A 26,461-nucleotide genomic window follows, 5' to 3' on the forward strand; every position below is an offset into this window, starting at 1 on the left:
AGGTATTAGCGTAGGTGGGCTTTTCAAATCAGGTGGACTAGACTCTCCACCTGATTTGACGATGTTTCAATTTATTGAAACAAGTTCATGTACTTTTAAATGATCTATATTAAAAGCAAAACAAGAAGGATACATAAGTTTTGGAAAGAGTATGTTGATACTTAATTCCTAGTATTTAAACTTGGATACACTATTTTGCATATCTAGTGCTACTTCTGCCAATTCCTCGCTTGCGTTTGCAATTTCAATCATTGATGCTGTTTGTTCCTCCACTGATGCAGAAACCTCTTCAGTACTGGCTGCATTTTCCTGAGAAATCGCCGCAAGGCTAGTGATGATTGTTATGATTTCTTCTTTTTTCTTATTCATTTCATGATCTGATGCATTGAGGTCTACTAACGTTTTTTTGACTTGGTCGATGGCATTAGCAATACCATCAAATTTTTCACTGGTTTTTTCTACACTTTCTTTTTGATCATTAAATATTTTACCTACACTAGTCATTCTAGTTACTGCATTTTCGGTTTTTAACAATAAATCATGAATGATACTAGTAATATCACTGGCAAAATTATTGGATTCTTCTGCTAATTTTCTAATTTCTTCAGCAACAACGGCAAAACCTCTTCCACTTTCCCCAGCTCTGGCTGCCTCTATAGCTGCATTGAGGGCTAATAGATTTGTTTGGTCTGCTATACTTTTAATCATTAAGCTTGCCTCTTCTATTTTTTCTACGTTGTCGTTGGTAGCAACAATAACTTCGTTAATTTGATTTGATGCTTCGTTACTTTCTTTTGTTCTTTCAGTTAAAAGTGCTAGCATGCTAAAGCCTTCATCCTTCAATTGATTGACTGTAGCAGTAAGGGCATTGAGCTTATTCATGCAGTCTCGGTTCTTGTCTATCAAAGTTCCAAAATCACCAATATAGGTGCTGCCGTTGCTAGTATCCATAGCTTGCTGTGTAACGCCTTTTGCAATTTCTTCTATAGCATTTGCTACTTCATCGGATGCTAAGGCAGACTGTTGAATAGTACAAGTCAGTTCTTCTGAAGAGGCGGCTAATTGATGAGAAGTATCGTTTATTTTTTGGATTAAATCAATAAAACTATTCCTCATAAAAACCAACGAATTAGCCATTTTTCCTATTTCATCTTTTCTATTCAAGTACTTATACATTTTTTCATTTTTATCAGAGCTTAAATCATAATTCGATAGCTTTTCTATGATTTGAGTTACAGCTGTAATAGGTTTTGTGACATAGACGCTTGCAATATATATACCAACAGAGGATAGAACTATAACGATAAGTCCAATAGTTACAAGAAGGCTTCTTAAATTATTAACATTGTGGAAAACCTCATCCTTATCGATAGATACTATAAGAATCCAATCGCTGCCTTCAATAGGTCTATAAGCAGATATCTTTTCTTTACCTTCTAATGTAAATTCCCCTATACCTATATTCCCTAAAAGAATTTCATTTTCCAGAAGTTGTTGTAATTGAAATGTCTCTGGGTTATTTCTCGCATCCTCCAGCATATTTGTTTCATCTAAGACTTTTTGCAAATCTTCATTGGCCATGATTTGCCCCTGACGATTAATAATATAAGCAGAACTTGTCTTACCATAGGAAAAATCACTGATTATTTTATTGATTTCCTCTTGGCTTCGAACACCATACAATACCCCTATTATTTCATTATTTCTTTTTATGGGTGTTGCTGCTATCATGACCGGTTCATGGGTGGCACGACTAATTAAAATATCTGACACTACACTTTTCCCCAATTTCGCTTCTTGAAAATAACTTCGATCAAAGACATCTCCTGAAGTTTTTTCTATATCAAACCGTGTAAAATTTCCATCTAAATCTGCTATTGATATAGCTTGGTATCCAGCTCTTTCAGCTTCCTTTTGCAAAATAGCTACCTTTTCCTCCCAAGGAGTATCGTCATCAATAATCCTTCTGTTTGAAAGGGTTTCTATAAACATAAGCTCTTGGTCTATTTTAGCTTTTATAGTGGTGGAATTTCCATCTAAAGCCGCAGAAAGCCCCTGTACTGCTTCCTGACGTAAAAATTCAGAAGAATTGTAAATAGATATGTAGGTTACGATAAAAAAAGAAATAGTGAATATAAAACCAAAAATTAAAATTAATTTACTTCTTAAAGATTTCTGCATGTTTTTTCATCCTTTCAAAATTTATTCAATTTTTCAACCTAAGTTGCCAAGAAGTCTCCTGCTTCTGTAAGTGGTGAGACGAATTGGTATGGTTGCCAGCAATTTTGAATTCTACGATTTCTAATTCATTTGTACCACTCTCTAATAATACTTTAGAACGATTATCATAAAAACGCTCCTTTCTTTCTATGAGTTTTAGCTGTATTTACTATAATAACTTTCACTGCCGGCCAATCTTCTACTCATGAACACACTTCTATCAGAGTAAAGCTTATTTTCAAACCAATCAGGAAGATTAAAAGATGTATGAAGATAACCTTTTATTAAATCTATTCTAGCCTGTAGTGCATTCCATTTTTCAGGGTGTTCCTTTAAAAATAAAACAAAATGCTTTGGTCTAATTTGAAATACTTTCTTTTCTCCAAACCTTCGTCCCTTTATATAACCATCTCTAACCCATCTATAGATTAGATTAGGATCTTTGTTCAATAAATAGCCGATATCGCCTGTGGTTAAAAATTCTCCGTTACCAATTCTTGAAGGACCTAACTGCAACTCAAAAGCTTTCTTTTTAATAGAAGCGTGACTTCTATTTAATGTTTTTGCTATTGTCTTTATAGAATGCAATCCCCACTTCTCTATTAAATACTCCTCTTCCTTTACAGACCACTTCTTCATAGGGGTAGTCAAGTTTAAGCGTTTTGCTTTTTTAACGATAGAATCGGGGGTTCGCTGTAGTTCTTCTGATATTTCACATATCTGTTTAACGCCATAGTACTTTTGTAAAAATTGTATTTCTGAAACTGTCCATTTTGTATAAGGCATTTTTTTCTTCCTCCCCAAGTAGATATTATATTTAACAAGTCAGTTTAAATAAAAACAAAAAAGTCCATAATAAAAGGTTCTTTCAAACCTTTTATTATGGACTACTTAAATTACAAATACTATATTTGATTTAGATAGTTACTCCATAACTATAAGAATATGTAATTTTTTTGTGAATAAATGATAAAAATCCACGCTACAGGTAGATAGAGAATTACTTGTATAGAGGGCAGGTAGTCTTCCAACTGCTGAAAGGAAACACTGCTGTACAAACCTTAATATAAAGACGGCTTATACCAAAGGATATCCGCTTTATTTATTAAGAAAAATATACATATATATACAAGTATATATAATGTAACATAAATACTATATTTTGTCAAATAGTATCTTATTCATGTATTATGTATTTTATAAAACCTGAAATAATATCCGTTCAAACCTTTCCTTTGGATAGACGTCAATTTTTTTTATGGTTACTTTTCTTTTGATTAAAACACTAATCTGTTGTTCAACCTCACTTATGGTATTTTCATAAATTGCTTTCCTAAGAAACTCTACATTTTTATAGTGCTGACCTATAGCTAGAAAGCTTTCTTCTAAAACAGTAAGGGTTTCCTTTAAAACAATTTCGATCTCTTTTCCTTTAATAAAAACATTGATAAGTTGTGCGCCTTTTCCAGTCACTTTTTTTAGATATTTTGAATACAAGTTTCTAATTTCAAGTTCCAACTGGGTTTTCATATCTTCTGTTAGAATGAGATCATGGTTTATGACCAGTAGATTTCCTCTTTTTTCTAAAATTTCAGTAGCTATTTCTGTTAAATTATTCATCAATACATCTGCATCAATAGGCTTAATTAGGTACTTTTCTATCTTTAAATCTACCGTTTCCAGGATTGTTTTTGTATCTGATAAGGCAGATGTAATGATAAAAGGACATCGAAAACCATCGGTCCTTAGCTTTTTCATCATTTCTATACCATTTATATCTGGCATAATTAAATCTGTTATAATAATGTCTGGTTGAAATTCAAGAAATTTGTTGATACCATCTTCGCCATTTTCAGCAGCAATTACTTTGCCAACCCTTTTTTTTAAGAATCTATAAACTTGATTCCTAGTAATGGCTTCATCTTCTACATAAAGGACCTTTATCTGTGATAATGCATTGATTTCTTCCATAGTACCCCTCCTATATATCTAAAGGAAAACTGATTGATACTTTATTTTCTTTCTTAGTATTGATTAGATCAATAGAACCTTTCATCTTTTTACACAGTATATTATTAAACATAGATAAATGAGCTAACTGCAATTGAAAGTGCTTGTGTTCCTCTTTGTTATAGACAACTTTGATATCGAAGCAGACATTGTCTTTATTTCTATAGATAGCAATAATTAGTTTTCTGTTGTTGCTATCTAATCTATCTTTACAGCATTCTATAATATCAAAGAAAATACAATACATGATCTGTACAAATTCTTTAGGAGATCCATACTTATCAATTTTTTCCTGGATAGTTACATCGATTTGTATGTGTTCCTTGCTGATTTTTTCCTCCATAACTTCAAAAACCAGATCAAGATATTTCTCCACATTGAAGACTTCTTTTTCATAATCTACTTCAAAAAAAGCTTTGAAGTTTTCTATTTTTTTAGATAGATTATTTATGATTTCCCAGATTTCCTTATAGTACTCTTCTAATAGGACGAGGTCTCTTTCCTCACTATGAATTTCATCGATAAGATTAATAATGGAGAAATTCAAGGCGTTAAGAGGCTGCCTCCAAGCATGAGATAAATTTGAAACCATATCTGACAAGTTGATAATTTTGTCATAATAGTTTTTTATATCTTCTACACTATATTTTTCTCTCACTCGGTATAATTCTTTACTAGTATCCTTAGTACAAATAAATACTTTGAAATGATTCGTGCTCTGTCTAAAGGAATAGGCTGTAATCTGCCAAAGTTCACAGTTTTCATCGTTGAGTGCTTCTACGTCAGCGATCTGGAAATGCTGGTTATTTTTCTTTAAATAAATATGAATATGATCTTTGGTAGGGTTTTGAAAAAAATATCCCATGATTGTATAGTATATATTTGTAAAGTCATCTTTGATACTAGAAATCTTCTTACCTAGAACTTGGTTTTTTTCAATATTTAAATACTTACAGTAATGATCGTTTATACTATTTATGTAGCATTCAAGTTTGTTCTTTGCTACTCTGCCCTCTATCTCCAGCATGAAATTTAAAGATTGGTTTATGGAGTCAGCTAAACTTTGATTGAGATTAATATGCTGTAATTCAAAGCCTTGATTCAAATGGCTCCCTCCTAACTTAGCTTAACTAAAAGTTATATAATATTTTCTGCATATCCAAACTTGACACCTTGATGAAATATAGAACTTATAGGTAGGGATAAAGTGGTAGTATAAAAATTTCTATAAGTCAATTGTAAAGAATGCAGAAGCTTGTCTATTTCTAGTTTACTAGATTTTTATAGGATTGTCCAAAAAATTAAATTTCTAAGGGAACTTTTGTAAAACAATTTTTCTCTATTTTTTTATTGCATCTATACGAACGTATGTTTGACAAATTTTATCTATTGAGATAGAATGAATTTAGAAAATATTTGAAATACTTCTAAGCCAAATATTCACTGATAATGGAGTGTGGGAAGACGTGAATCTATTAGAAAAGTTAGAGATTTTAGCGGATGCGGCAAAGTATGACGTTTCGTGTTCCTCTAGTGGTAGTAATAGAAAAAACACAGGCAAAGGTCTGGGCAATGGACATATGGCGGGTATCTGTCATAGTTGGGCGGATGACGGTAGATGTATATCTCTATTGAAGATTCTTTTAACCAACGAATGTGTCTACGACTGTGCCTATTGTGTCAATAGAAGCAGCAACGATGTTCCAAGGGCCTCCTTTACTGCTGAAGAGGTGGCAGAGCTTACGATTAATTTTTACCGAAGAAATTACATAGAAGGCTTGTTCTTATCGGCAGCAGTACATAAGAGTCCTGATTATACAATGGAACTGATGGTAAAAACTGCTAGATTACTTCGCAAAGAACATTGCTTTCATGGATATATTCATATGAAGGCCATACCTGGAGCGGATATGGCTTTAATCCATGAGGCTGGACAACTGGTGGATAGAATGAGTGTTAATATAGAGCTTCCTTCTAATGCAGGTCTCAAACTGCTGGCCCCACAGAAGAAAAAGGAAGCCATCATCAAGCCAATGGGGTTTATCTCATCCCAAATTATTCAAAAAGTGGAGGAAAAGAAGCTTTATAAAAAGGCAGAAACCTTTGTGCCAGCAGGTCAAAGTACCCAGTTGATTATAGGGGCTACGCCAGATGCAGATTTAAATATCTTAAGACTATCAGAGGGCTTATATAATACTTTTGGACTAAAGAGAGTTTATTATTCCGCTTATGTTCCAGTATCCAGTGATCCTAAGTTGCCGGTGATTGCTAATCCGCCATTATTACGGGAGCATCGGCTATATCAAGCAGATTGGCTTTTAAGATTCTATGGATTTACTTCAAAAGAATTGCTACAAGAGGAGGCACCTAACTTTGACGTATTCTTAGATCCAAAGTGCAATTGGGCCTTGAAAAATCTTCATTTGTTCCCTATGGAAATTAATCGAACCCCCTATGAAATGTTGCTAAGGATCCCTGGTGTAGGGGTAAAATCTGCTATGCGCATTGCTGCCGCTAGAAGAATGCATTCTCTTAGTTATGATGATTTAAAGAAAATAGGTGTGGTATTGAAAAGGGCTAAGTACTTTATCACCTGCAATGGAAAGTATTATGGGGCGTTTGATTTCAAGGAAAATCTATTACGGCAAGCACTTATAGGAGATTTGCCGAGAAATCTTCAACCTATAAAGGAGGAAGGGCAACAGTTATCTCTATTTTCTATGTTGCAGTAAAGTCTGAGAAAATAGTAAGGGAGAGTATAAGATGCATTATTTTGTTTATGATGGAAGTTTCGAAGGTATGCTGACGGCCATCTACGAGGCGTATTACCTTCCTGAAAAACCTGAAAGAATTGTGAGGGAGGATACGCTACAAGAGAATATTTTTGTTTCTTTAATACCTATTATTACTGACAAAGACAAAGCGGAGAAGGTTTACAACGCTATTAAAGATAAGATATCCTATAGAGCCTTAAAAAATGTATTTTATGCCTTTTTATCAGAGGAGGAGGAAGCTGCTACAAAGGTATATCAATATCTAAGGCTGGGATGGAGAATTGGTGCCAAAATAGATGATTGTCACGGGGAGGATCGTGTCTTAGATCTCCATAAGCTAAGTCAGAAGGTTAGTAAGGAAGCCCATCGGATGACGGGGCTCCTTAGGTTCCAAAAACTAGAGAGCGATGTCTACTATGCTGAAATAGAACCAGATCATAATATCACTGCTTTGTTGGCACCTCATTTTGCTAGAAGGATGGCGGATCAAAACTGGATCATCCACGATATCAAGAGGGGTTTAGCAGCTTTTTATAATAAAGAAAAATGGATGATGACGGAGGGGAAGCTACAGGGAGAGATAGCTTTGGATGAAGAAGAAATGCAGTATCAGGATTTATGGAGAAAATATTTTAAGGCGATAGCTATTAAAAACAGAAAAAACCCTAAACTACAAAAAGCTTATATGCCAAAACGTTACTGGAAACACTTAATAGAACTAAAAGGAAAATAAGAAAGAATAGGTTTAAAAGGAGATTAGACGAAAAAAAGCATCTAATATTCTTATAAACCTATTCTTTTTAATTTTTCTATAACACAAGCTAATTATTTTTTAAAGCCCTCTCAAATTGCCATCCTGAGCATAGCGAAGGATCTTGAAATAACGAAGAATTTGCTTAATTCTATTTGCTTTCATATCCTCAGGATGATAAATCATGGCTTGAGTTAATACTAATTATTTTTCTATTAAAATTCAGTAAAAATGCTACAAAATGGAAAAAGACAAATGGCATCATATATTTTTAAAGAATAAAAAATTATTGTTTTTCGATAAAAATATATTGAATAATAAAAAATATAATGATATTATAGATTTGTAAATGCATAGGTATAAAGTACTCATATAGGAGGTTAGATCATGAAATATTACGGAAAAAAATCTTTATCAAGTTTTCTCAAAATAGTATTAGATGTTTTACTATTAATAGGAGTAGTTTTATTTGTATCAGTATCTAAAAACACATTATTTACAGGTGCATTTAAAGAAGCTACATCAATCATGACTTTTGTCTATTTCTTATTTCTCATTGGCAGCACATCATTGATCGCTATTGTTTATAGTCTGAGGAAAATAACAAAGACACTTGTAACCAGAGATCCTTTTGTTTGGGAGAATGTCAAGAGTTTAAAAAACATATGGATAGGAAGTTTCATTATAGCTGTCTGTTATTTTATAAATTTTTTTATTAATCCTAATTACAAAGACCTTCAGATCATTTACATAGATGCAAAGGGGATTCATACAGATTTTGAGTTTTTTATATTCTTTTTTGCGGGATTGTTTATTTTAGTATTGGAAAAAGTTTTTAAAATGGCGGTTCAATTTAAGGAAGAAAACGACTTAACAATATAAGGGTGAATATTATGGGTATAATTGTAAATTTAGATGTTATGATGGCTAAGAGAAAAATTTCATTGCAGGAATTAGCAGAACGGGTTGGTATAACAAATGCAAACCTTTCAATATTGAAAAATAATAAGGCAAAGGCTATAAGATTTAATACACTAGAAGCTATATGCAGAGAGTTAAACTGTCAGCCTGGAGATATATTGGAATATGTTTCTGATGAAGATTAATTTTATTTAAAGGGGGAGGGATAATGGCTAAAAAAGTACAGGGAATCATTATAAAAAATGGCAAAGTTCTAACAGTAGAGGGGATGAATCAAGTTGGTAGAATGGAGCATTTTTTTATTTGGGGAGAGGTGAAGGACAGCGAGAAGGAAATAGAGGCTATGCAAAGAGTATTAGAGGAACAATTAAACTTAAAGCAGGGGATCGCCTTCCAGTTTGAAGAAGAGATAAATAAAGGTACAAAAACATTTGTTGTTGATGTGCAGGAGGAAGAGATAGATTTAGAAAATTCTCTAGAAAAGGTGAACTGTTTTAGAAACTATTTTAAGCCGATGGCATTAAGCTGGATAGAGTTAAGTGATCTATGGGCTTTTAGAGAACTTGAAATAAGTTACATAAAGCTTTTATTAAAAGAAGCTATTAAAAAGGAGTATGAAGCCCCATGGATAGACATCATTAAAAATACCTACTTTAACCATCCAAGAGGGAAAGCCTATTTAAAAAAGTTGTATGTAGAAAATAAAAGAAACAAAACTGACGCTGAAGAAAGCCTGGCAAATAAAGGCATCGTTATGGCGATGGCACTAGGTTTGGGGATCTTATTTGACTACTTTTTTGTAGGGGCACCTATAGGAATATCAGGATTAATTTTTAGTATGGCGATTCTTATTGTATCAATATGTGGGATGAATCAACCTAGGCGATTAAATAAAAAGCTAGGCTTTATCTTTTTAATACCTATTATTCTTTTATCCTTAAGTTTCGGGATATATAACAATGATGTACTAAAGACCATCAATGTGATAGCTATTCCTTTTTTAATAGCAAGTTATTTAATAACCATAAGATATGAAAACGTAAAGGAAATAAACTTAAGCTTTGGGAGAAATGTTTTAGATAGGGTTTTTGTTAAAGTACATGGTATTCTTCCAAGATTTTTCATTTTTGGTAAAGAGATAAAAAGAGACAGAAAAAAATTAAAAGAAAATCCAAACCAGAAAAATATTATAAGAGGACTTTTGATATCTATACCCTTATTGGTGGTGGTACTCCTATTACTGACTTCTGCTGATATGATGTTTAAATACTATATTGATAACATTGCTAGGCTATTTAGCAAACTAAATACCATGAGTATGCTAAGACATACTTTTGTTATCAGTATAATTACACTGTATCTATTTGGCTTTCTATGGAGTTTTAAATACGATGAGATATCTTATAAAAGTAAAGGTACTTCTCTAATAAAAGCTTCATGGGAACCAGTAACCATAATAACAATTATATTTGTTATAAATATTGCTTATTTACTGTTTACGATTATACAATTTTCTTACTTATATGGGGGAGGGTTACAGGCTTTGCCGGAGGGACTTTCCTATGCTGAATATGCTAGAAAAGGATTTTTTGAACTTGTTTTAGTGACCCTTATCAACTTTAGCATATTGCTATTAAGTATAAATCTAACAAAGAAAGATTACAAAAAAGTCAACACAATAGCTAACTTCTCTTATAGTCTTTTAATTTTATTTACCTTAAATATGGTAGTTTCTGCAAACTACAAAATGTATTTATATGAGAAGGCTTTTGGTTTTACTAGGCTGAGAATATTTGTTCAGGCATTTATGTTTTTAATTGGTATTCTGCTAATAATCCTGTTATTAGGAATATGGATCAATAAAACTCCTATCTTTCAATATGCAGTTATCGCTACATTGGTAGTTTATATAGGACTAAATTTCATTAATGTAGACGGACTCATAGCAAAGGGAAATATCTTGAGGTATGAGGAAACGGGTATCATAGATATAAATTATATTAAACAATTATCCTATGATGCAATACCACAGATGGCAAAGCTTTTAGAGGTGGAAGACCCCTTTATTAGAAATAACATAAAGGATCATATACAAGATGAAAAAGAAAGATTAGACAAAAATGATGTGCATTGGTACGGATTTAATTATTATAAAAGCAAGTTATTAAGGAGTAATTTCTAATCAAATTTTAATCTTTTCCTAAGGATCTTCTAATCTTCATCTTTTATAATAAGTGTAGAAAAAGAATAATGGAGGGATATAAGCTATGAGTATTGATTTAGAAACCGTTGATTTATTAAGAAAAAGAGCAAATGTCAGCTATGAGGAAGCAAAAAAAGCATTAGAGGAAAGTAATGGCGATTTAGTGGAAGCTTTGATTTTTTTAGAGAAGGCAAATAAAACGAAACCTGAAAAAAACTGCGAAGCAGAAACCATGCTTAAAGGTATCAGCAACTTTGCAAAAAGTACGATAAAAAAAGGCAACGATACAAGACTAATTGTTAGTAAGAAGGATAACAATATTTTAAATCTATCTATGACAGTAACGGTAATTGCCAGCATTATTGCTCCTGTCATTCCGCTGGCGGGTCTACCTTTAGCATTTCTTACAAATCATAAAATAAGGATAAAGAAAAAAGATGGAGAAGATATGAAAGTCAATGTGGTTCTTGACAAAGTATCCTCTACTGTAAACGCTATGGTAAATCAAACAACGAAAGAAACTATAGAAAAAGAAAAAATTTAGCAGATAGCCTACATCTTAACATGTAGGCTATACTTTATCCTATCAATATCATATATAATGAAAGAGGAGTGGAAGTAAAAATTTTTCCGAGATAAATAAAGTATGATCAATTCTGATTTTATTTTTTAAAAAAGTAGGTGAAGGTAGATGCAAAAGATATTGATTATTGAAGATGAAGTGAAAATTGCACGTTTTCTTGAGTTAGAATTAAAGTACGAAGGATATGAGGTATTAAAAGCCTATGATGGCAGAGAAGGACTAGAAAAAGCTTTAAAGGAAGAAGTACACTTGATTTTACTGGACATTATGCTGCCGGGTTTGAGTGGGATGGAGGTCTGTCGTAGAATTCGCATCACTTCGGACGTACCCGTTATCATGTTGACGGCAAAAGATCAAACGACAGATAAAGTGATGGGACTTGATCTTGGAGCAGATGATTATATGACAAAACCCTTTGCTATTGAGGAATTATTGGCACGGATTAGGACTGTATTAAAAAGAAATAGGGTGACTACTGAATCTTTCGAAGGTTTGAGGTTAGGCAAACTCCAGATAGATATAGAAAAGCATTTGGTTACTTATGATGGACATGTCATTGAGCTAACAAAACGAGAGTTTGATTTATTGCTTTACTTAATGGAAAATAAAAATATCGTTTTAACGAGGGAAAAGATATTGCAAAAGGTTTGGGGATATGATTATCTAGGAGATACCAATGTAGTGGATGTGTATATTCGATATTTAAGAGGTAAAATCGATGAAAAATACAATGACAAACTTATTCATACCATCAGAGGGGTGGGATATCTTTTAAAAAATGAATAAACTTCAACAGGCACTAACCATAATAAAAAAGGTTTTTGTATTGCTTTTTCAAATGATAAAGTTACTGCTTCGAGGAGTTAGCTATGGATTTAAAAGGGTGAAGAAACTATTTCGTTTTTCTATTACCTTCAAGATCACTGTTGTCTATGCTTTTATCTTTTCTTTGCTACTATTCTTCATTAGTGCTAGTGTTCTAGGGATTTCTAGCTATTTTCTAAAACAGCAAGCAAACAAAAATTTAAAAGGGAGCTTAGGAAATATCTTCGAGATTTTGGAAATTCAAAATGGTTCCTATGAGAACTATTTACAGGAGGCAGCAGTAAGAGAAAACATGGATATAACGGTTTTAAATAGCGAGGGGAAACAGTTATTTTCTACTGACGGTACTATGATAGTAGAGGATACTGTGTTTTTTGCACGACCATTAATCGTGAAGGAAACAATCATGATGGGCAACGAAGAATATACCATAAGGGGAACAAAATATTTAAAGTCAGAGGATCTATATATGAAGGTCCTATTTATTGCTCTATTTATGATGCAGGGAATTGCTATTCTTATCACTCTTGTCTTCGGTTCAAAAGCCAGTAGAAGAATGCTAAAACCTATTGAAAAAATGACGAAAACAGTGAAGCATATTTCTATCCATGAGTTAGATACAAGATTGGATGTGGGCGATTCTCAAGATGAGTTAAAGGATTTAGCAGAAACTTTTAATGAGATGCTGGATCGTATTGAAGCTTCCTATCAACAACAAAATCAATTTGTTTCTGATGCCTCTCATGAACTAAGAACTCCTATTTCTGTTCTTCAAGGATATGCTAATTTATTAGATAGATGGGGGAAGGAAGACAAAGAAGTATTGCAAGAGGCTATTGAGGCAATAAAAAGTGAATCAGAAAACATGAAGGACTTAATTGAAAAACTACTGTTTTTAGCAAGAACAGATAAAAATCTTCAAAAACTGGAAAAAGCAGAATTTCAAATAAAAGAGTTAATTCTTGAGGTAGTGAAGGATGCGAAACTGATCGATACAAAACATGAATTTCATTGGGATATAAAGGAAGACTGTATTTTTCATGGAGACAGAAAATCTATTAAGCAATTATTGAGGATATTAATAGATAATAGTATGAAATTTACCCCAGAGGGAGGGAAGATTTCTATTTATCAAAGAGTGTGGAAAAATTTTATTGTTATCGAGGTAGAGGATACTGGTATAGGCATAGCTAAAGAAGACATTCCTCATATATTTGAGCGATTCTACTGTGGAGATAAGTCTAGAACAAAATCTAGCGGAGGACAAGGTTTAGGACTATCTATTGCAAAGTGGATTGTAGACAGCCATGATGGAAAAATTGAAGTAAAAAGTAACTCAGGCTTAGGTACTAAGTTTGTCATCATGCTACCGTACGCAGAATAGCATGATGACAAAAAAATTCTAGCTTCAAAGACGGATTGATTCAAGCTGCTGTTCATTAGAAGGATTCAAGGTCCTTTATAAAACTATCCACTGCGTACTCCTCAGTTGCCCAAGAGGTCACAAGTCGAATCGCAGACATTTCACCATCTATTTTAGACCAAATATAAAACAAATATTTTTTGCTTAGCTGCTCTATAACTTTATTTGGGAGTATGGGAAAAATTTGATTTGTTGAAGAGTGAGTTAAAAACTTATAACCCAGTCCTTCGATAGTTTCACTTAATTTAAATGCCATTAGATTAGCATGTTTAGCTAAATTGAAATATAAATTTTCTTTAAACAGTTCAATAAATTGCAGTCCTAGTAATCTTCCCTTAGCCAGTAATGCTCCTTTTTGCTTTAAATGAAACCTAAAATTTAATTTTAATGCATCATTATTAATAACAATGGCTTCTCCTAGCAATGCTCCATTTTTAGTTCCTCCAATATAAAAAACATCCACTAGTTTTGATAAGTCTGGCAAACTCAAATCACTTTCTTGGGAAGACAGAGCTGAGGCTAGCCGAGCACCATCTAAATATAATAGTAGACCATTTGATTTGCAAAAGCAAAAGAGTTCTTCTAGTTCCTTCTTTTTATAGATGGTACCTATTTCTGTTGAGTTTGAGATGAAAACCATTCTTGGCTTAACCATATGCTCATCCGTATGTTCTTCCAATACCCTCTGTATATTTTTAGGTGTAAGCTTGCCGTCTTTGCTATCAACAACATTGATCTTATGACCAGTAGCTTCGACGGCTCCTGTTTCATGAACATGAATATGCCCTGTATTTGCTGCTATTACTGACTCATAAGGTCTTAATATAGAAGATATGACCACTAAGTTAGCCTGCGTACCTCCAGAGACAAAATGTATATCTGCATTTGCATTCTGAAGCTTATGACGTAGCAGTTCGATTGCTTTTTGAGAGTAATCATCTGTCCCATAACCGTTTTGCTGCTTGAAATTTGTTTGCAGCAGTGCATTTAGAATATTAGGGTGTGCCCCTTCACTATAATCATTCCTAAAGCTGTAGAATTCTTGTGTTTCCAAGTAGTTGTTCAAAGAATTTTTTTCTGTAGAATCTGACATAATTCTCTCCTCCATAAACTATCATTATTTTATATATAAATTGTAATAGGTATGTTACATCCCTTACGTCACACTGAGTAAAAACTAACCTTATTGGTGTGTGGTGACAATTCTCACGCAGCCTGCCGTCCTTATGACTCTGCTATCTCTATCTATTCTTTCCGACTTCACCTTTTTCCTTCAGTAGGGGTAGAGAAAATTTAACTTTGGTATGCTGTAGTTTCCTTAGAAATTTTGTAAAAATAACTTCCAAAAATAAAATAACTTTTAAAAAACATTGCATATCTTACAAAAACATGATAAAGTTTTTTTTAAATTATTTGAAAATTTTTAAAAATAAACTTAAACTTATTCTATGAACTTCTAAATTTCCTGGAAAATAATTTTAACAGGCAAAGGATAAATGTTCAAAATATTTCGAACAAAATAGATTGGTATCAGATGAAAGAAAGCGAGGGAGCTGGAATGGGACAATATGGATTGCCTGTAAAGCAAGGTTTATACGATCCTATGATGGAAAAAGATAATTGTGGTGTAGGGTTTATTGTTAATGCCAAAGGAAAAAAGAGCAATGATATTTTAGTTAAGGGCTTACAAATTTTAAAGAAGCTAAAGCATAGAGGAGCCGTGGGGGCAGACCCCAGTACTGGAGATGGTGCAGGGATACTCATACAAATTCCTCATGAGTTTCTAAAGGAAGAAACCCATAAATTAGGGATACAGCTGCCTAAGCCTGGAGATTACGCAGTAGGGATGGTGTTTTTACCAAGAGAACCTAATGCAAGACTTTTTTGTGAAGGTCTTTGTGAAAAAATTTTAAGAGAAGAGGGTCAAGAGCTTATAGGATGGCGTGAAGTACCTGTCAACGAGAAGGAATGTGGTGAATCTGCTAGAGCAACACGACCTGTTGTGAGTCAAGTCATGATTGCAAGGGGAAACCAAACCTTAGAGGTATTCAAGAGAAAGCTGTTGATTGTCCGTAAATGTATACAAAATACAATAAACGCCATGAAACGTCCCTATACGGATGCTTTTTACATTTGTAGTTTATCATCGGAGACCATCGTATATAAGGGACAAATTTTAGGTTATAAATTAGAGGATTTTTATATCGATTTACAGAGTAAATTGGTAGAAACGGCTATCGCAGTAGTGCATGAGCGCTATAGTACCAATACTTTTCCCTCATGGAAACTGGCACATCCCTATAGATACATTGCTCATAATGGGGAAATTAACACGATACGAGGAAATATCAACTGGATGCATGCAAGAGAAGGCGTTATGCGCTCACAAGTATTTGGAGAAGATTTTAAGAAGGTGTTACCAGTGATTGAGGCTGAAGGCAGTGACTCATCGAGTCTGGACAACACTGTTGAGATGTTTGTTGCCAACGGTCATCCGATAGAGCATGTCATGATGATGTTAATACCAGAAGCATGGCAGAGGGATGCCAAAATGGATAAGGATAAGAGAGGTTTTTATGAATACCATGCTAGAATCATGGAATCATGGGATGGACCAGCGGCGCTTGTTTTTACAGACGGTCATAAAATCGGCGCGACAGTAGACAGGAATGGCTTGCGTCCTATTCGTTATACTATTACCAAAAATGATTTGGTCATTATGGCTTCAGAAACCGGTGTAATAGAAGTAGAACCAGACAATGTGGTAAAGAAGGGCAGTCTACAACCCAGTGAAATGATTGTGATTGACACAAAGAAAAGAAATATTCTTCTAGATGAAGAAATCAAAAAAGAGATATGTACCCAAGAAAACTATGGGGAATGGATAGAGAAAAATAAGCTGACTTTGGAAGACTTTGAACCTTCTAATGAAGTAAGAAAAATGAATAAAGAAGTTTTGCTGCAGAATCAAAAGATATTTGGTTATACAGAGGAAGAGATTAAAGATGTTCTTAGTGTTATGGCTAAAAATAAAGAAGAGCCAATAAGTGCTATGGGTATAGATATGCCTTTGGCAATTTTATCAAAGCGACCTCAGCTTTTATTTAATTACTTCAAACAAAAATTTGCTCAAGTTACCAATCCTCCTATTGATCCTATTAGAGAAAAGATGGTGATGTCTCTTTTACAATATATTGGGCAGCATGGGCAATTCATAGATGAAATAGAGATCGAAAAGAAACAGCCTTTTATAGAATTAGAACAACCGATCTTGACCAATGCAGAACTTGAAAAATTACGCCATGTATATACAGAGGATTTTAAGGCTATTACATTACCTATGACCTTCCCTATAGATAGTGGAGAATCTGGACTTAAAACAGCACTGGATAATTTATGCAAAAGGGCTGTTGAAAATATAAAAAGAGGATATAATATTTTGGTTTTAAGTGATACCAATATAGATTTATACAATGCACCTATTCCGAGTTTATTGGCATTAGGCGCAGTACATCATCACTTAATAAGAGAGAAGCTGAGGACACAGGCAGATATTATTATTGAATGTGGTGATGCAAGAGATGTAATGCATATGGCATTGTTAGTAGGCTATGGAGCAAAAGCCATCAATCCCTACTTGGCTTTTGAATCCATACGACATATGATAAATAATAAACAGATGCTAAAGGATATTGAGGTAGAAGAAGGTTATGAGAATTATCGTTATGCTATTGCTCAAGGGTTATTAAAAGTTATTTCAAAAATGGGAATATCTACCTTGCAAAGTTATCATGGAGCACAAATTTTTGAAGTGCTGGGTCTGCACCAAAATGTAGTGGAGGAATATTTTGCAGGAACGCCTTCTAAACTATCTGGCTTAGACTTAGATGGTATAGCCCAAGAAGTTATTACACGACATACCAGTGCAAATGATATGTTTCAAACAGGAGATAAGAAGCTGGATGAGGGTGGAGAGTTTGTATGGAGACCTGAAGGGGAATATCATATGTTTACCCCTAAAAGGGTAAAACAGCTGCAAATGGCTTGCAAAAACAACAACTACGAGATGTACAAAGAATACGCTGAGAATATTAACAATAGTAAAGAAGCTACAGCTACTCTAAGAGGCTTACTAAAGTTTAAAAGGGGAAAAAGTATAGCTATTCAAGAAGTGGAGTCAATTGATAATATTGTAAAGCGCTTCACAACCGGGGCTATATCTTTTGGTTCCATCAGTAAAGAATGTCATGAAGCTCTAGCGATTGCTATGAATGCAATTGGGGGCAAAAGCAATAGTGGTGAAGGGGGGGAAGATGCCAAGCGTTATTTCTCTGATATCAATGGCAATATTAGAAAAAGTGCAGTGAAACAGATTGCATCAGGAAGGTTTGGTGTAACCATCGACTATTTAGTAAATTGTGATGAGATTCAGATTAAAATGGCTCAAGGCGCAAAGCCTGGTGAAGGAGGACATTTACCTGGTAACAAAGTAACAGATGAAATTGCCAAAGTGCGACATTCTCTGCCGGGTATTGATTTGATTTCTCCTCCGCCACATCATGACATTTATTCAATAGAAGATTTAGCACAGTTGATCTATGACTTAAAAAATGCTAATCCTAAGGCACGTATTAACATAAAGTTAGCCGCCAGCACTGGTATCGGAACTGTTGCAGCTGGTGTAGCAAAGGGGCATGGAGAAATTATTACCATTAGTGGGCATGATGGGGGGACAGGGGCAGCTCCTATTAGTTCTATGAAATATGCAGGGCTTCCTTGGGAGCTGGGCTTAGCGGAAACACAACAAACCTTACTTCTTAATAACCTTAGAAGTCGTATTACCCTACAGGTAGATGGTAAGATGAGTACTGGAAGAGATGTGGTTATTGCGGCTTTATTAGGAGCAGAGGAGTATGGATTTTCTACAGCAGCTTTAATTGTCAACGGATGTATTATGTGTAGACGTTGTAACCTGAACAAGTGTCCTGTGGGCATTGCTACCCAAGAAAAAAATTTAAGAGAAAGGTTTAAAGGAAATCCTCAATATACAATAAATTATTTCACCTTTATCGCTCAGGAAATAAGAGAAATTATGGCAGAACTAGGTTTTAGAGCCATTGACGATATGATAGGCAGGGTAGATTTGCTGGAGGCAAAAGAGCTTAAAGAGAGCAAGATAAAAAATCTGGATCTTGCATCTATCTTATACAGACCAGAGCTGCCTTCTAGGATTATTGGAAGATGTACGGTGCCTCAAGAACATAAAATAGAGGATGTATTAGATCGACAGCTGATAAAAACAGCAGCACAAGCATTAGATAGCCAGAAAAAAGTACAAAAAACCTTTAAGATTACAAATACGGATCGGACTATTGGTACTATGTTAAGTGGGGTTATTGCAAAACAATTTGGTGAAAAGGGATTGCCAGAAGATACCATTCAGTACACCTTTAAGGGTTCTGCTGGTCAGAGTTTCGGTGCTTTTTGTGCTAAAGGAATTACGCTAAGATTAGAGGGAGATGCCAATGATTATCTAGGAAAAGGACTATCCGGAGGTAAGATTATCGTAACCCCTGCTAAGGAAGCCACCTTTGATACTAGAGAGAATATTATCGCCGGCAACACACTTCTCTATGGAGCTACCTCTGGTGAAGTATATATTAGTGGTGCTGTAGGGGGAAGGTTTGCTGTTAGAAATAGTGGTGCATTAGCAGTTGTAGAGGGAATTGGAAATCATGGATGTCAATATATGACGGGGGGTGTAGTTGTTGTATTAGGCAGTGTCGGTAGAAACTTTGGAGCAGGGATGAGTGGAGGTACTGCTTATATAATAGATGAAAATGATTTAGAAGAGAAAGTAAATCAAGAAATTGTTGATGTGGAAGTGCTACAGGATACACAAGACATAGCTTTAGTGAAAAGTATGATAGAAAATCATTTGAACTATACCAATAGTTCTAGAGCAAAAGAGATATTAGATCATTGGGAGATCTATGGGAAACAATTTGTGAAAGTTAGTTCACCCTTATATAGAGATATCCTCAAAAATAAAGAGCATACTTTACTGCAAGCAGCTACAATATAACTACGCAGCTTAGGTAATTGCTGCTTTATAAAGGTTTGTAAGAAAACCATTGCTATAAAAGCATCCTTACTTTACTATGAAGAAGGATGTTTTTATATGAAAAAAGTGTTTTATGTACAATAGTGAGGGTATACAGTAATTGGGATTGTTACATAGAATCAAGATGCTGATGTTAATTTTATTGAGATATGTCTTAAAAATAAAACAACTGAGTTTTTCATATAGAGTTAGTATTTTTTAGTTAGTAGAATATACAAGGGGGAAAAGAAGATGAGTATTACTATTAATTTTGAACATTTGATTAAGGAAGTTACTAAATGTTGCTTAGGTGAAGAACAATGCAGTTCTTGTGAAAAAGATACTTGTTTAATCGGGTATTGCAAAAAAAGCCTTACAACTTCTCTAAAGCAACATAATGAATTTATAGATGGTGGTATGGAGGAAATACCTTATAATGATACAAAAATTTACGATGATGAAATGATTGTAGACACCATTGGTTTTCTTTTGAATCAGTGTAAAAATTGCAATCTCTATCATGATGAGGAATGTATTATTAATATTGTAAGAAGTGCCTTAGAAATTATACTGTTAGGAGAAGCCCAGGATTATAAAGGAAGTACATTATTTTATTTAGGAGATATTAAAAACGTTAATGAAGAAATAGCAGACAAAATATTCCAAGCTTTTCAGTGTAAAAAAAGTGCTTCATAACAATTTGAAACTTTAAAATATAGGAGGAGAAAGAATGGAGAAGAAAAGTTTAACAGTAGAAAATGTAATCGGTGAAACAAAAGGAACAGAGCTAGAAAGAATTGTAAAGCAAAACTTTACCGGTGAAACTAGCGAAGTAGGGGTTTATCTCGCTATGGCTAGGTTAGCTCAGTGTCAAGGATATCCTGAAATTGCTGAAGTTCTAAAAACCATTGCATGGGAGGAAGCAGAACATGCGGCAAGATTTGCTGAATTTAACAGCATGATTCAAGAAGATTTGTTTGATAATATCAGACAGATGCTGGAAGGAGAAATCTTTGCAAATGAAGGTAAAAAACAAGCTGCAGATAAGGCTGCGGCATTAGGGCTAGATACAATAAGGGATTACTTCAATGAATCCGCAAAAGACGAGGCAAGGCATGCTAGAATGTTGGAGGGAATCTTAAACCGTTATAAATAATATAAACAGGGACAGGGCTTTGTATGGTTATCTACGTACAAGGTTCTGTCCTTGGTTTTCCTTGCCTTACTTCCTATCTTTCTCTTTGACTGTGCATATGCTTAAAGCTTACGGGTAATAATACGAAAAAGTTGGTAGACAAATGAATATATACCTTTACGCTAATAGAATTTCTATGATAGAATAGTAGCAATATACTTATACAAGAGGGAAGGAAAACACAATGTCACTAATCAAAGAGAAAAAGGGAACATGGATTACATATCGACCTGATATTAAAGTTTTAGACTGTACCATTCGAGATGGCGGATTGATTAACAATTATCAATTTGGAGAAGACTTTGTTCGTGCTGTTTATGATACTTGTGTAGAAATTGGTGTAGATTACATGGAAATAGGAAAAATTGCTTCTCCGAAGGTAATGTCTACTAAAGAGTTTGGTCCTTGGAACTTTTGTCTAGAAGAAGACCTTAGAAGTGTTGTAGGCAGTAATGAAACACCGCTTAAATTAGCAGTGATGGCAGATATAGGAAGAACTTTTAAAGAAAATATTCGCCCAAGAGAAGACAGCGTCGTGGATATGGTGCGAGTTGCAGCCTATATTCATCAAATTCCAGCTGCTATTGAATTAATTGAAGATGCGCATAGTAAAGGATATGAAACAACGATTAATTTAATGGCTATTTCAAAGGTATCAGAAACTGATTTAGACGAAGCACTTGATATTTTTGCAAATACTAACGTGGATGTAATCTACTTAGTGGATAGTTTTGGTACTTATTATTCAGAACAAATTCATAGGTTGGTAAAAAAATATTTAAATATAACAGAACAAGTGGGGAAAAAGGTGGGTATACACGCCCATAATAATCAGCAATTGGCCTACGCCAATACCATTGAATCTTTAATCATGGGTACAAGTTATCTAGATGCCACCGTTTATGGTTTAGGGAGAGGAGCTGGAAACTGCCCTTTGGAATTATTGATGGGGTTCTTGAAAAATCCAAAATACAACATTGTTCCGCTGCTTAAACTAATTGAAAAGTACGTAAAGCCGCTTCATTTAGAGATGAACTGGGGATATGATATTCCCTATATGCTGGTGGGCCAACTAAATGAACATCCTAGAACAGCAATAGAGTTCATAAAAAATGATGAAAGAGACTTTGTGAAACTTCACAATACTTTGTTAGATATGCAACCTTGAAGAGAATGGAAAGCCAAATACTATAGAAAGTTACCGAGATCTATTAAGACAACAAAAAATCCAACAAAGCACACGATAATTTAGTGTTTTTGTTGGATTTTTTTATTTACTAAAGGGATTATTGTCTTCCTCTTAAAAACTTAGCTTCCAGCCATACGATAAGCTGATACATTAAAGCTGTAGCAATTGCCAAAACAATAACTCCCGCCATCACGATATCTAATCTAAATACTTGACCGCCATAGACAATTAAGTAACCTAATCCAGCCTTAGAAACAAGAAACTCTCCAACGATTACTCCTACCCAGGACATACCAATATTAATTTTCATGGTATTTAGCATAGTAGGGATACTGGCAGGAAAAACAACCTTTTGTAGTATTTGAAATTTTGTAGCACCGAAGGTCATAAGCATTTTTATTTTTTCTTCATCTACTTCTTTAAAACCATTGTAGGTGGCTAAAATCGTTACAACGAGAGAAATTGCTAGGGCAGTTACGATGATACCCCGCATGCCGGCTCCAGCCCATATGATAATAATAGGTCCCAGAGCAATTTTAGGTAAAGCATTTAAGACCACCAGATAAGGGTCTAGTACTTTAGCTGCAAAATCTGACCACCATAACATAATGGCAGCAATTGTTCCTAAAATAGTACCTATAACAAAACCCATGACAACTTCAAAAACAGAGATAGCTGTATGTTTAAAAAGTGAGCCGTCTCGTGATAGGTTAATAATCAATTTAAAAACTTCAGAAGGTTTACTGGTGAAAAAAGAATCAATCCAATTTAGGGTAGCGGCGACTTCCCATAATAGTAGAAAACCTAATAAAACACATACTTGAGACAACTTAATTTTTAAGCGATGCTGCTTAAGGGCTTTAAGATATTCCATATGACTGGAGGAGTGCAAAGTATTTCCAAAAGTTTTATTATTTGACATACACATCTAACTCCTTCCATATTTCATTAAAGTAATGTCTAAATTCCGGAGCTTCACGACACTTTAAGGGGGTACGCTCAGCACTGCAGGTTAATTTAATTTCGTGGATACTTTTGATGCTGGCAGGTCGTTTAGAAAGTACTAAAACTCTATTTGCCATGGATATGGCTTCTGCTATGTCATGTGTGACCATAATAGCGGTTTTTTTCTCCCTCTTTAAAATCCCTGCAATATCATCACTAACCGCTAAACGACTCTGATAATCTAGAGCAGAAAAGGGTTCGTCTAACAATAGTAACTCTGGTTCAATAGCAAGGGTTCGAATAAGAGCAACTCTTTGGCGCATTCCACCAGATAATTGATTAGGATAATGGTTTTTGAAATCCTTTAAACCGTAAGTATCTAACAGCTTTGTAACCCTTTCAATACTCTCCTGATTTACTTTATTTTGGATCTCCAATCCAATTAATACATTTTCCATAATTGTGCGCCATTGAAATAAGTGATCACTTTGAAACATATATCCAATACTTCTATTAGGCCCCTCTGTTTGCTGACCATTTATAAAAACTTCTCCAGAGCTAGGCTTGACTAGTCCCGCAATAATTGATAATATGGTGGATTTACCGCAACCACTAGGTCCTACAATGGTAATAATTTCTCCTCTATCAACATCAAAAGAAAGATGATCCAAAGCCTTTGTCTCACCATCTAGCGTATGGTAAGTTTTTAAAATATTTTTTATCTCTATGAATTTAGTTTCTTCCACAACCATCCCTCCTTTAAAAATAAACCATAATAATAAATGTCATGTTATTATAGTATGACAGAAGAGAAATTGTGTTACTGAAAAGGGAACAAACTATTCTTTTTCTTAATTAAGGAGGTATTTTACAAGAAAATGTAGAAAAAGTAGTGCAGGGTAAAAAGTATTGTTATGTTGTTAAAGTAGTTGATGCTTATATAAAAGAGGGTAGTAGAGTGTTATATATAAAAAAACATAGATGACATAGAAAGGTATCCTTTAGGTTAGTGTGTTAATTATTTGTTCATAAGCAATGAAGATTTACTTTAGTAAAGAGATTTGAGAAAAGACAAGGAGGAAGCAAAAGTGTTTAAGAGTTTAACTGGTAAGTCAATCATATCCTTTGGCATTATCATAAGTATCATTTGTGGATTGTTTGGTATGGTGACTTATAGGATTGCTAAAAGTATTGTTGAGGAAGAAATAGAAAGTAAGTTACAACATCAAATGGCAGAGACGGTTTATGAAATAGAAAACTACTTAACTGCTCATAAAAAAACAGTTTATGGCCTGTCAAAAACCATTGCAGCTATAGGCAACAGCTTAACAAGGGAAGAGTATATTGAGCTTTTAACAAATTATCCTTTAGTTAATGAGCAGACTTTGGGCACAGGTGTGTGGTATGAACCCTATCAATACCGTGAAACAATAAAGTATTTTGGACCCTATGCCTATAAAGATAATAACAATGTGATTTTTACCGAAGAATATGCTACAGAAGCATATGATTATGTTAGCTGGGACTGGTACACTATGGCCAAGGAGGTTGTAAATGATGTGGCATGGACAACACCCTATTATGATGAGCTATCAGGAATCATTATGATTACTGCTGCTGCCCCCTTCTATAATAAAAATAATGAGATTCAAGGCGTTGTGACTAGTGACATGGATTTAAATGTATTGTATGAGATTATCGATAATGTTAAAGTGGGCTATACTGGTAGAGCACATCTTATCGATGCTACAGGGGTATATATTGTAACAGATGATGCTAAGAAGAGTATGGAGGTTTCCATTTTCCAAGATGAAAACCCTAGTTTTGCTGCAGAAAGTGAAGTGATTTTAGAGCAAATGGAGGGGAAGTTCCAGTTTGAAGATAAAGAGGGTACATACTACGCTTACTTTGCGAAAATACCTGAAACAGGATGGGACATTGTATTAACTATTTCTCAAGAGGAAGCTGCTTTATCACTACTAAACCTTAAAAGAGGAATTTTATTAACCAGCCTCCTTATTTTAATTCTTGGTATCTTAGCTACGGTGATGATAAGCAGATCTATCTCTAAACCAATGATCGATCTATCAAAGGATATTGAAAAACTGTCTAACTATGATTTAACTTGTGATGAAAAAGATGCAACAATAAAGTATTTAAAAAGAGAAGATGAGATAGGAAGGATTGCAAAAGCCCTAACAACGATGCAAAATAGCTTTGTTGATTTAATCAGACATGTTTCTGATACTTCTCACCATGTAGCTGCTTCTTCACAAGAGTTGACTGCCACTAGCCAACAATCTGCACTTGCAGCAGATGAGGTAGCTAAAACCATTGAAGAGATAGCAAAAGGGGCGAATGAGCAGGCGAAGGATACAGAAAAAGGAGCAATATATATTAATAAACTAGGTAAATTAATTGAGAATAGTCATCTAGACATCAAAGAGTTAAATATCTCTACCGAAGAAGTAAATAGGTTAAAAGACGAAGGCTTTGATATTCTAAAAGATTTAGTGGAAAAGACAAAACTCAGTAATCATGCAACAAAAGAAGTACATCAAATTATTATGAATACAAACGAAAGTGCTGAAAAAATAGGAACTGCCAGTGAAATGATTAGGAGTATTGCAGAACAGACAAACCTGTTGGCGTTAAATGCAGCCATAGAAGCAGCTCGTGCTGGAGAAGCTGGGAGGGGATTTGCAGTGGTAGCAGAGGAAATAAGAAAGCTAGCAGAGCAATCTAATAGATTTACAGAAGAAATTACTACAATTATTCAAGAGTTGGTAGATAAGACAGAATACGCTGTTGATATGATGGTAAATACTGAAAATATCGTTATATCCCAAACAAATAGTGTTGCGTCGACACATGCAAAGTTTCAGGGAATTAATAGTGCAATTGAAAAGATTAACAAAATCATAATGGCTATTAATCAATCAAGTAAAGAAATGGAAAACAAAAAGAATGAGATGATAGAGATTATTGAAAATTTATCAGCGATCTCAGAGGAAAATGCAGCTGGTACAGAAGAAGCTTCTGCAGCAGTAGAAGAACAAACTGCTTCTATGCAACAAATCGCCAGTGCCAGTGAAGCCTTATCAAAGCTATCAGAGGAAATGCAGAACAGTATTTATAGATTCAAGTACTAAGCCCATAGTTACTTTTGTAAAGCTTTAGATCTTTCTTGAAATATCCATGAGTTTTAAAAAAACAGCCCTGTGGTATAGGAGACCACTGAAAAAGTTATTTTTGTCATCCTGAGCGTTAGTGAAGGATCTTAATTATATTGAAAACATAAGATTCTTCAACTTTGTTT

The 26,461-nt window shown here is 34.2% G+C and carries 20 protein-coding genes; 13 read left to right on the top strand and 7 right to left on the bottom strand.

Annotated elements, in window-relative coordinates; all coding sequences use genetic code 11:
* Nucleotides 1-168: 168 nt before the first annotated feature.
* The 4 genes from CACET_RS03290 to CACET_RS03305 all read right to left on the bottom strand — a co-directional run bounded on the left by CACET_RS03290 (nucleotide 169) and on the right by CACET_RS03305 (nucleotide 5,335).
* Entirely contained in the window at nucleotides 169-2,181 is a 2,013-nt protein-coding gene (locus CACET_RS03290) for a methyl-accepting chemotaxis protein (protein ID WP_044822988.1), read from the bottom strand.
* 195 nt (nucleotides 2,182-2,376) lie between these two features.
* Complete coding sequence (locus CACET_RS03295; RefSeq protein WP_044822987.1) at nucleotides 2,377-3,006, bottom strand: hypothetical protein; 630 nt, start codon at nucleotides 3,004-3,006, stop codon at nucleotides 2,377-2,379.
* 411 nt (nucleotides 3,007-3,417) lie between these two features.
* Nucleotides 3,418-4,191 (bottom strand): response regulator, encoded by a 774-nt coding sequence (locus CACET_RS03300; protein WP_044822986.1) that lies wholly within the window; start codon nucleotides 4,189-4,191, stop codon nucleotides 3,418-3,420.
* A 10-nt stretch (nucleotides 4,192-4,201) separates the two neighbouring features.
* Nucleotides 4,202-5,335, bottom strand: coding sequence for a sensor histidine kinase (locus tag CACET_RS03305; RefSeq protein ID WP_044822985.1), 1,134 nt, complete (start codon nucleotides 5,333-5,335; stop codon nucleotides 4,202-4,204).
* Nucleotides 5,336-5,696: 361 nt separating this feature from the next.
* On the opposite strand from CACET_RS03305, the gene CACET_RS03310 reads away from it, so the two are divergent.
* The 8 genes from CACET_RS03310 (at nucleotide 5,697) to CACET_RS03345 (ending at nucleotide 13,671) form a co-directional block, all read left to right on the top strand.
* The gene (locus tag CACET_RS03310) at nucleotides 5,697-6,962 is read left to right on the top strand and encodes a putative DNA modification/repair radical SAM protein (RefSeq protein WP_044822984.1); all 1,266 of its coding nucleotides are present in this window, start codon (nucleotides 5,697-5,699) and stop codon (nucleotides 6,960-6,962) included.
* Between the two features lie 31 nt (nucleotides 6,963-6,993).
* Nucleotides 6,994-7,737, top strand: coding sequence for a TIGR03915 family putative DNA repair protein (locus CACET_RS03315; protein ID WP_044822983.1), 744 nt, complete (start codon nucleotides 6,994-6,996; stop codon nucleotides 7,735-7,737).
* 405 nt (nucleotides 7,738-8,142) lie between these two features.
* Nucleotides 8,143-8,637 (top strand): DUF2975 domain-containing protein, encoded by a 495-nt coding sequence (locus CACET_RS03320; protein WP_044822982.1) that lies wholly within the window; start codon nucleotides 8,143-8,145, stop codon nucleotides 8,635-8,637.
* Between the two features lie 11 nt (nucleotides 8,638-8,648).
* Nucleotides 8,649-8,861, top strand: coding sequence for a helix-turn-helix domain-containing protein (locus CACET_RS03325; RefSeq protein ID WP_044822981.1), 213 nt, complete (start codon nucleotides 8,649-8,651; stop codon nucleotides 8,859-8,861).
* A gap of 23 nt (nucleotides 8,862-8,884) precedes the next feature.
* Nucleotides 8,885-10,858: a DUF4153 domain-containing protein gene (locus CACET_RS03330; protein ID WP_052661192.1), complete on the top strand. Its 1,974-nt coding sequence runs from the start codon at nucleotides 8,885-8,887 to the stop codon at nucleotides 10,856-10,858.
* Nucleotides 10,859-10,943: 85 nt separating this feature from the next.
* On the top strand, nucleotides 10,944-11,423 hold the full coding sequence (locus CACET_RS03335; protein WP_044822980.1) for a DUF4342 domain-containing protein: 480 nt from the start codon (nucleotides 10,944-10,946) through the stop codon (nucleotides 11,421-11,423).
* A 147-nt stretch (nucleotides 11,424-11,570) separates the two neighbouring features.
* On the top strand, nucleotides 11,571-12,248 hold the full coding sequence (locus CACET_RS03340) for a response regulator transcription factor (RefSeq protein ID WP_044822979.1): 678 nt from the start codon (nucleotides 11,571-11,573) through the stop codon (nucleotides 12,246-12,248).
* The gene (locus tag CACET_RS03345; RefSeq protein WP_044822978.1) at nucleotides 12,241-13,671 is read left to right on the top strand and encodes a sensor histidine kinase; all 1,431 of its coding nucleotides are present in this window, start codon (nucleotides 12,241-12,243) and stop codon (nucleotides 13,669-13,671) included. The genes CACET_RS03340 and CACET_RS03345 overlap by 8 nt, the downstream gene beginning before the upstream one ends.
* Before the next feature lie 55 nt (nucleotides 13,672-13,726).
* Here CACET_RS03345 and CACET_RS03350 read toward each other — a convergent pair whose 3' ends face one another.
* On the bottom strand, nucleotides 13,727-14,803 hold the full coding sequence (locus tag CACET_RS03350) for a threonine aldolase family protein (RefSeq protein ID WP_044822977.1): 1,077 nt from the start codon (nucleotides 14,801-14,803) through the stop codon (nucleotides 13,727-13,729).
* A gap of 441 nt (nucleotides 14,804-15,244) precedes the next feature.
* Between CACET_RS03350 and gltB the strand changes: the two genes are divergently transcribed.
* The 4 genes from gltB (at nucleotide 15,245) to CACET_RS03370 (ending at nucleotide 22,176) form a co-directional block, all read left to right on the top strand.
* Nucleotides 15,245-19,795 carry a glutamate synthase large subunit gene (gltB, locus tag CACET_RS03355; RefSeq protein WP_242846862.1) on the top strand — a complete coding sequence of 1,517 codons (4,551 nt, stop codon included), beginning with the start codon at nucleotides 15,245-15,247 and terminating at the stop codon, nucleotides 19,793-19,795.
* A gap of 270 nt (nucleotides 19,796-20,065) precedes the next feature.
* The gene (locus CACET_RS03360; protein WP_044822975.1) at nucleotides 20,066-20,509 is read left to right on the top strand and encodes a hypothetical protein; all 444 of its coding nucleotides are present in this window, start codon (nucleotides 20,066-20,068) and stop codon (nucleotides 20,507-20,509) included.
* A 34-nt stretch (nucleotides 20,510-20,543) separates the two neighbouring features.
* Nucleotides 20,544-20,969 carry a ferritin-like domain-containing protein gene (locus tag CACET_RS03365; RefSeq protein WP_044822974.1) on the top strand — a complete coding sequence of 142 codons (426 nt, stop codon included), beginning with the start codon at nucleotides 20,544-20,546 and terminating at the stop codon, nucleotides 20,967-20,969.
* A gap of 223 nt (nucleotides 20,970-21,192) precedes the next feature.
* The gene (locus CACET_RS03370; protein ID WP_044822973.1) at nucleotides 21,193-22,176 is read left to right on the top strand and encodes an aldolase catalytic domain-containing protein; all 984 of its coding nucleotides are present in this window, start codon (nucleotides 21,193-21,195) and stop codon (nucleotides 22,174-22,176) included.
* Between the two features lie 118 nt (nucleotides 22,177-22,294).
* On the opposite strand, the gene CACET_RS03375 is transcribed toward CACET_RS03370, so the two are convergent.
* Together CACET_RS03375 and CACET_RS03380 are read right to left on the bottom strand one after the other, a co-directional pair.
* Entirely contained in the window at nucleotides 22,295-23,119 is an 825-nt protein-coding gene (locus CACET_RS03375) for an ABC transporter permease (RefSeq protein ID WP_044822972.1), read from the bottom strand.
* Nucleotides 23,109-23,888 (bottom strand): ABC transporter ATP-binding protein, encoded by a 780-nt coding sequence (locus CACET_RS03380; RefSeq protein ID WP_242846861.1) that lies wholly within the window; start codon nucleotides 23,886-23,888, stop codon nucleotides 23,109-23,111. Before CACET_RS03380 ends, CACET_RS03375 begins: the two co-directional genes overlap by 11 nt.
* A gap of 342 nt (nucleotides 23,889-24,230) precedes the next feature.
* On the opposite strand from CACET_RS03380, the gene CACET_RS03385 reads away from it, so the two are divergent.
* On the top strand, nucleotides 24,231-26,294 hold the full coding sequence (locus tag CACET_RS03385; RefSeq protein ID WP_052661191.1) for a methyl-accepting chemotaxis protein: 2,064 nt from the start codon (nucleotides 24,231-24,233) through the stop codon (nucleotides 26,292-26,294).
* Nucleotides 26,295-26,461 lie beyond the last annotated feature (167 nt).

This window comes from Clostridium aceticum, assembly GCF_001042715.1.
Taxonomy (GTDB): domain Bacteria; phylum Bacillota; class Clostridia; order Peptostreptococcales; family Natronincolaceae; genus Andreesenella; species Andreesenella acetica.